This window comes from Streptococcus mitis (genome assembly GCF_009496205.1).
GTDB lineage: Bacteria > Bacillota > Bacilli > Lactobacillales > Streptococcaceae > Streptococcus > Streptococcus mitis_BN.
Genome location: NZ_WIJO01000077.1, coordinates 1 through 6742, shown reverse-complemented (window position 1 = coordinate 6742; position 6742 = coordinate 1). Strand labels below are relative to the sequence as shown.

The 6742-nt window shown below is 38.7% G+C and carries 7 protein-coding genes and 1 pseudogene; 3 read left to right on the top strand and 5 right to left on the bottom strand.

Translation table 11 applies throughout. The features are described from left to right. A partial coding sequence (locus tag GEZ85_RS09520; protein WP_194251551.1) for a transposase occupies nt 1-136 on the top strand: 136 nt, incomplete at its 5' end. A gap of 56 nt (nt 137-192) precedes the next feature. On the opposite strand, the gene GEZ85_RS09515 is transcribed toward GEZ85_RS09520, so the two are convergent. The 5 genes and pseudogenes from GEZ85_RS09515 to efeO form a co-directional block, all read right to left on the bottom strand. Further along, nucleotides 193-363 (bottom strand): twin-arginine translocase TatA/TatE family subunit, encoded by a 171-nt coding sequence (locus GEZ85_RS09515; protein ID WP_153210143.1) that lies wholly within the window; start codon nt 361-363, stop codon nt 193-195. Then, nucleotides 347-1078: a twin-arginine translocase subunit TatC gene (gene tatC, locus GEZ85_RS09510; protein WP_153210142.1), complete on the bottom strand. Its 732-nt coding sequence runs from the start codon at nt 1076-1078 to the stop codon at nt 347-349. The genes GEZ85_RS09515 and tatC overlap by 17 nt, the downstream gene beginning before the upstream one ends. Continuing rightward, a complete protein-coding gene (locus GEZ85_RS09505) occupies nt 1079-2767 on the bottom strand; it encodes an FTR1 family protein (protein ID WP_153210141.1) in 1689 nt (562 codons plus the stop codon). It abuts the gene before it with no gap. Next, nucleotides 2742-3957: pseudogene (efeB, locus tag GEZ85_RS09500) on the bottom strand (iron uptake transporter deferrochelatase/peroxidase subunit). The gene GEZ85_RS09505 and the pseudogene efeB overlap by 26 nt, the downstream one beginning before the upstream one ends. A 5-nt stretch (nt 3958-3962) precedes the next feature. Further along, complete coding sequence (efeO, locus tag GEZ85_RS09495; protein ID WP_153210140.1) at nt 3963-4835, bottom strand: iron uptake system protein EfeO; 873 nt, start codon at nt 4833-4835, stop codon at nt 3963-3965. 197 nt (nt 4836-5032) lie between these two features. On the opposite strand from efeO, the gene GEZ85_RS09490 reads away from it, so the two are divergent. Continuing rightward, complete coding sequence (locus GEZ85_RS09490) at nt 5033-6079, top strand: DUF6287 domain-containing protein (RefSeq protein WP_153210139.1); 1047 nt, start codon at nt 5033-5035, stop codon at nt 6077-6079. A gap of 222 nt (nt 6080-6301) precedes the next feature. Further along, nucleotides 6302-6601: a YbaB/EbfC family nucleoid-associated protein gene (locus GEZ85_RS09485; protein ID WP_153210138.1), complete on the top strand. Its 300-nt coding sequence runs from the start codon at nt 6302-6304 to the stop codon at nt 6599-6601. Nucleotides 6602-6742: the final 141 nt, after the last annotated feature.

Below are 6742 nucleotides of genomic sequence, written 5' to 3'. Positions count from 1 at the left end.
AGCGACCAATAATCTCATCAAACTTATCAAGCGCAATGCCTTTGGATTTCGAAACTTTGAAAACTTCAAAAAAAGGATTTTTATCGCTCTAAACATCAAAAAAGAAAGGACGAAATTTGTCCTTTCTAGTTCTTAGTTTTTCTTCAACACGCTACAGTTGACAAAGAGCCTTTTTAGTAAAACTCACAAGTCTTACTCTTCCTTATCTTGATTTTCAGTTCCTTTAACTGCTTTTTTAAATTCAGGCAGCATTTTACCGATTGACTCACCTAGTTCAGGCAATCGTTTTGGTCCAAAAATCAAGAGAGCTCCTAAAACGATGATAATCAATCCTGGTGCTCCGATATCACGTAAGATTCCCATTTTTCTCTCCTTTCTGCTTGCGTTTCATAATGTGTTTGCTGATAGCAATACTCAACTCATAAAGTAAAATCAAGGGGGCAGTCATTGCCAAATCACTGACAAAGTCAGCTGGTGTTAAGATGACTGCGAGTACCAATAAAATAAAATAAGCATATCGGCGATAAGCAATCAATAATTCTGGCCCAATGAGTCCAATCGACGTCAAAAAGGCAATGATAACTGGCAATTCAAAAATCAGAGCCAAGGGCAAGGTAGTTTGAAAAACAAAGGACAGATAATTTTGGGCGGTTAACTGCGTTTCAAATAGACCTTCTCCCAACCCTAATAAAACCTGAAGTAAGGCTGGTGTTACAAAGTAAAAACCAAAAGCTAATCCAACCAGAAAACAAAGGAAACTAGCTGGAATATAGGCAAAAATAGCTCTAGCTTCTTCCTTCTTCAAGCCGGGTTTGATGAAAGACCAAATATGATACACTGTGTAAGGCAGGGTGATGGTAAAGGCCATCAGACTAGCCAAACGTATGTAAATCCATAAAATATCATTAGGTCCTAAAACAATCAACTTTTGCTGAAAAGATTGGGTCACATACTGGTAAATCTGATCTGCAAAAAGCAGAGAGACACAGAATACCAAAAAGAAACAAATGACTACAGCCAATAATCTCTTTCTAAATTCTACCAGATGTTCCACGATTGTCAATTCTTTTCTATCCATTTATTTTTCACCCTGTCTGAAAGTGACAATCAAGACAATAACAACAAAGATTAGCTGACTGGCCAAGCTTTCCCAACTTGGATAAATTCCAAGCAGGTCAATTGTTGGAAAGCCTGTCACTAAGTGATTTGGTGCCATATTGGTCAACTGAAGAGCATGGATACTAACTCCCAGCATCTTAAAGGCTAGGGCATAAATCATCCAAGTCAGGATAAAGAAGACCTTATGTGGCAGGAAGAATTGACTAGCCTTGTTCATCACAACGGCAATAATTACCAGAACCAGCAAGGCAAGTGAAATGCCCAAGACAAATTCAAAGCTGGAAATCCTTGGTAAAATCCCAATATAAAAGAGAATGGTTTCTGCTCCCTCACGGAAAACAGCTAGAAAACTGAGAGCAAACATGGAAATAAAGGAGCCTGTCTTAGTCACTGTTTCCATTTGTGACTCCATAAAGGTATTCCATTTTTTGACTGAGGATTTGCTGTGAAGCCAGATTCCAATCAAAATCATCATAGCTACCGCAAAAATCCCCACTGCTCCTTCGATGATTTCACGATTAGAGCCTGATGTCACTGCTGGAAAGGCAATTTGCAGGATGAAAGCAATGACCAGACTGTCCATGATCCCTGTGATAGCACCACCATAAACCCACTTGAGCCCTTTTCGCATCTTGGCTGCTTTCAAGGTCGTTACCAAGGCCATAACGATTAAGAGAGCCTCTACTCCTTCTCTTAGGAGAATGAGCATAGCATCAAAGGCATTGTAACGTGCACTGGTATCAATTTGTGATAAATCTGCAATCAGTTTTTCTAATTTTTCTTGGTAGTCCTTCTCACTTCCCTTGACCATAATCACAGGGCTTTCGCTTTCCACTCGAGTATAGAGGGAAGGATTGGTCGTGCTCACAGAACCTTCAATCGTTGGCCAGATAGTAATAAATTCCTTCATGCTAGCTGATCCTGATGCTTGATCACCAGCTTGGAATTGTTCCAAAGCCTTCTTCAAAAGAGCAATAACATCTTTAAGACTTAAATCAGAAGATGCTTCTGCAACTTCTTTTCCAGTTACAAAATCATCAATAGCCTTTTTTAAGTCCTCAAAGGAAGTCTGAATCGAGTTAAAATCTGTAGGTTCGGTTTCTATGCTACTACGCAGGAAGGAAATAGCTGTTTCAACACGTCCATAATGGACCGTACTATTGTCACGAACCACACTTTCATTGATAGTCCAAGTGGAATTCATTTTCTTAAAAGCTTCTCGGACCTTTTCCAAATCTTTGGAGGCAATAGCCTGTTCCAAGGCTTCAAAACGAGGACTTAGACGGTTCACCAATTTTTCTTTCTCCGCATCTAAGTCAACAGGATTTTGTTCTTTTTCAAAGGCTAATAAGGCTGAAGAAAGTTCGGTGAGTTTGTCTTCAGTAATCTCGCCTGATTGAGCTAGCTTTTCCTTGACAACCTTACCAGCCTCTGAATTGCTATCTTCTACTCTTTCAAAGTCTGATGCCATCTCTGTAACAAGTTTCTGGGCCACAGCCTGATTTCCATTTTTGACAGCTTTAGAAGCATCTGTGATTTTTACAAAGTAAGAACTCAAGCTTTCTTGGGCACCTACTGGGGAAAGAATTAAAAGTGACAAAGCTAAAACCAAGAACCATCTTTTAGCCTTCCAATAATTTCTGACCAATGTAGCCTCCTTTCTCCACACCACCAAAGCAAGCAAATAGTCCACTACCGATGTGAGTGATGTATTCATTCATCTTATCTGTAGCACCTAGATTGGTTTGAACCTTAACAAAGTTATCAGGATCCTTCTGGAAAGAAATGAAGAGCAAGCCCGTATCAAACTGGCCAGTCTTTTCATCAATCCCATCTGAGTAAGAATAAGAACGACGCAAAAGTGGCTTGTCCACTTCCTTAGCCAAACGAACATGCGAATCATCAGGCAGAAGATTCAAATCCACTTCATCAAACTCATTTTTCTTACCAAAGGGGGCACCACTTTCCTTATAACGGCCAAAGGTATTTTCTTGTTCTTCAAGACTAGTGCGATCCCAGGTCTCTAAAAACATCTGAATCCGACGAACTGCCATATAAGAACCATTTTCCATCCAGTCCTTACTATCAGCCCAGATGACGCGGTCAAAATCTTTCTCCTTGGTTGGATTTGCTGTTCCATCCTTAAAACCAAAGAGATTACGCGGAGTCTCCATTCGATCTCCGATAGCTGCAAAACCAGACTGACTCCAACGAAGGGTCACTGCACTTCTCCCCTTACGGATGAGATTGCGAATAGCATGAAAGGCAACTTGCTCATCATCTGCACAAGCCTGAATCACAATATCTCCACCTGTATATTTTTCACGCAATTGCTCTTTAGGAAAAGGCGGTAAATCCCTGAACACTTGAGGACGCTTGTTTTCCAAGTTCATCTTTTTCAAGAAACTTGCAGACACACCAAAAGTCAGCGTCAAACGATGAGGGTTGAGCCCAACTGTCTCACCAGTATCGCTTGGAGGCAAGAGAGTATTCTGGCCATCTTTTTTGACCAGTTCCCCCTCAACCAACTTGGTACTATAATCTGTCCAATCCTTGAATAGCTGGATAATCTTATCTCTATCCGTCGTATGCAAATCCAAGACAACAAAATAGATATTCTTTTGCATGGGCGTACTAATTCCAGCTTGATGCTTGCCATAAAAAGCAATTTTTTTCATTTCCGTACGAGATTTTTTCCTGACTTCCTAGCTTAGGTGCGAAAAAAGCAGAAGCACCAGAGAGGCCTAGCGCTAAACCAGCCCCTCCAATACCTGCTTTTTTTAGAAATTCTCGACGGTCCATTTTCTTCTCAAAAAACTTTTCGTCTTTTTCAGTCATGACTCTTATTCTCCACTAAGAAATTTACCCATTTGTGATAGAGGTTCACCAAGTTTTGTCACGGCCTCTGACAATTCTTTGGTGTCTTCTTTTGTCAAATCAGTATAGAGTTTGTAGTGTTCCTTGTCGGTCATGTGTTTGTCCAACAAATCATTGACAGACTTGAAGTCTGCTTCCAATTCTTTAACTAGGTTAGCGTCTGATTTTTCAAGTAAAGGTTTAAAGAGTTGGAAAATCTTCTCAGCTCCCTCAATATTGGCACGGAAATCATACAAGTCTGTGTGAGAATAAATTTCCTCTTCACCTGTAATCTTACTTGTTGCCACTTCATTAAGCAAGTCGACTGCCCCAGTCAACATAACCTTATAGTCCACATCCACAGTTGCAATCTTGGCTTTCAATTCTTTGATATCATTTACCAACTGATCGCCGTAGCTTTCAGTTCCTTTAGTTGTATTGTCTTCCCAAAGGATACGCTCGATACGGTGGAAACCTGACCAACCTTCTTCTGTCTTGTTTTCGTCCATGTAGTCTGCCAAACGGAAGTCAATCTTGACATCTGACTCACCAAAACTCTCGGCAATCGGTTCTGAACGCTCATAGGACATACGAATCAATGGATAAACCTTCTTAGCTTCTTCTAATTTGCCTTCTTTCAACAGTTTGACAAAACCTTCTGTATCTATCAACAGTTTATCGATTTGCTCTTGCACAAAAGTCTTATAGTCAGCAGTGGCCTTATCAAGCATTTTCTGCTTGTCTTCAGACAAGACTGTCACCTTTGATGAATCACTCGTATTGCTTGGCTTAGCTTGGTTAGTAGCACAAGCTGTCAATAGCAAGGCTGAAGATAAAAGGACAAAACCTAGTTTTTTCATTGTATACTCCTATCGGTTCAGGAAACCTGAATTAATTTTACGTTTCATTATAGCATGTTTTCACTCATTTTTCATTAAATTTTCAGAAAATTTAATGTTTAAACTATTAAAGTTCACTTACAAGATATAGACATTTATGTATAATGTTGATAAAATGTAAGTTAATAAATATCTTATGAAGGAGAAACTTGATTCTTATGAAAAAATTCATATCTCTAACTACTCTCTGCCTTGCAAGTTTGCTTTTAACGGCCTGCAAACCTCAGACTGAAAACACTTCCTCATCAAGTTCTGAAGCGACTGCTTCCAGTACTAGTTCAACTTCTTCTACATCTGAAGTGAAGAAAACAGATTACACCCTATACAATACTGTCCTTAAAGAATATGCCAAAGTATTAGATGGTTCCTCAGCTTCACCTAAAGAGCTCAATTCAAAAGCAAACTTAAAAAATGGTTATCCTAACGAATATTCTGGATTACAGTATAGCTTGTATGATTTAGACCAAGACGGTACGGACGAACTTTTGATTGCTCTAAAAACGTATTCTAACTATTACGATTTATTAGATATTCGAACTCTTAAAAATGGGGAAGTTATTCGACTGACCAATGCAGAAAACAATCTGGACTTTATTGGAGAGCGAGTACATTTTAATCCTTTAGAAAATGGCTATTTCCAATTATCTACCCGTGTATCTACTAATCAAATCCAAGTTAAACTATACAAGTTAAATCAGGATGGAACACGGTTAGAGTTAATTAGCGAATCAGATACAGAAGAGGGACTGGGGACAAAACCACCTTCCCTTGATATAAGATCTTTCTCTTGGAAGTCTGTCACAAGTCTCATAAATGGAGAAACTAGCCTTCCGTCAGAAAGCAAAGGGATGGATATTTCTGCAATTCAAAATGGGGATTTTTCTAGTGTCTCAGGAACTTGGAGGAATCGTTCAGGTATTGAATTTACTTTCGACAAAAATGGTTTAGTAAGTGATAAGTCCAAAATTTCAATTGAACATGCTAAAGAAATTGACCACTATCTTAAGGCAAATTCTGTTTCTAAAGATGGAGGTGCTGGTGCAGCTATTGCCTTTTTACCAGCAGGAATCCCTATAACTATGTCTGTCACCTCTTCTACAGATAATGGCTATACCGACTCATCTGATATCACACAAGACCGCTTATGGTCTGGACAACAACTTATCAATGGCGACACTGATGGATTTTTCTACAAGGTAGAATAGTGTTAGTACACCCTTAAACTAGCTCATAAAACATCTGGTAACATTTCATCAACACATATAGGATAAATATTCTTATGCTCTTAGAATATCTATCCTATCTTTTTATTCCATCTACATCCCTATCGATACTTGATGAATTCACTCTGAAAAAGATTAGACTTTTAAGTCTAAAATTGATAAAATAAAAAGGAAAATAATTGGAAAAGGAAACTATATATCACCATGATGAACATGCAAAACATGATGCGTCAAGCACAAAAACTTCAAAAACAAATGGAACAAAACCAAGCTGAACTTGCTGCTATGCAATTTGTTGGCAAATCTGCTCAAGACCTTGTTCAAGCGACCTTAACTGGAGATAAGAAAGTTGTCAGCATTGACTTCAATCCAGCTGTCGTTGACCCTGAAGACCTTGAAACTCTTTCAGATATGACTGTTCAAGCCATCAACTCTGCTCTTGAACAAATCGATGAAACTACCAAGAAAAAATTGAGTGCTTTCGCTGGAAAATTGCCATTCTAAGCATAAGAAAAAACGGCTCTATAATATTTGTAGTGGGTAAATCCCCTATGGATATTATGGAGCCTATTTTGTTGTAGAAAAAAAGTCCCATAAGATCTATAATGAAAAGCGACAAAACAACTCATTAGAAAGATTCATATG

Bases quoted from the DNA above. Each gene is read 5' to 3' on its own strand.
- GEZ85_RS09515 (WP_153210143.1), bottom strand. From the start codon at position 363: ATGGGAATCTTACGTGATATCGGAGCACCAGGATTGATTATCATCGTT.
- tatC (WP_153210142.1), bottom strand. From the start codon at position 1,078: ATGGATAGAAAAGAATTGACAATCGTGGAACATCTGGTAGAATTTAGA.
- efeO (WP_153210140.1), bottom strand. From the start codon at position 4,835: ATGAAAAAACTAGGTTTTGTCCTTTTATCTTCAGCCTTGCTATTGACA.
- GEZ85_RS09490 (WP_153210139.1), top strand. From the start codon at position 5,033: ATGAAAAAATTCATATCTCTAACTACTCTCTGCCTTGCAAGTTTGCTT.
- GEZ85_RS09485 (WP_153210138.1), top strand. From the start codon at position 6,302: ATGATGAACATGCAAAACATGATGCGTCAAGCACAAAAACTTCAAAAA.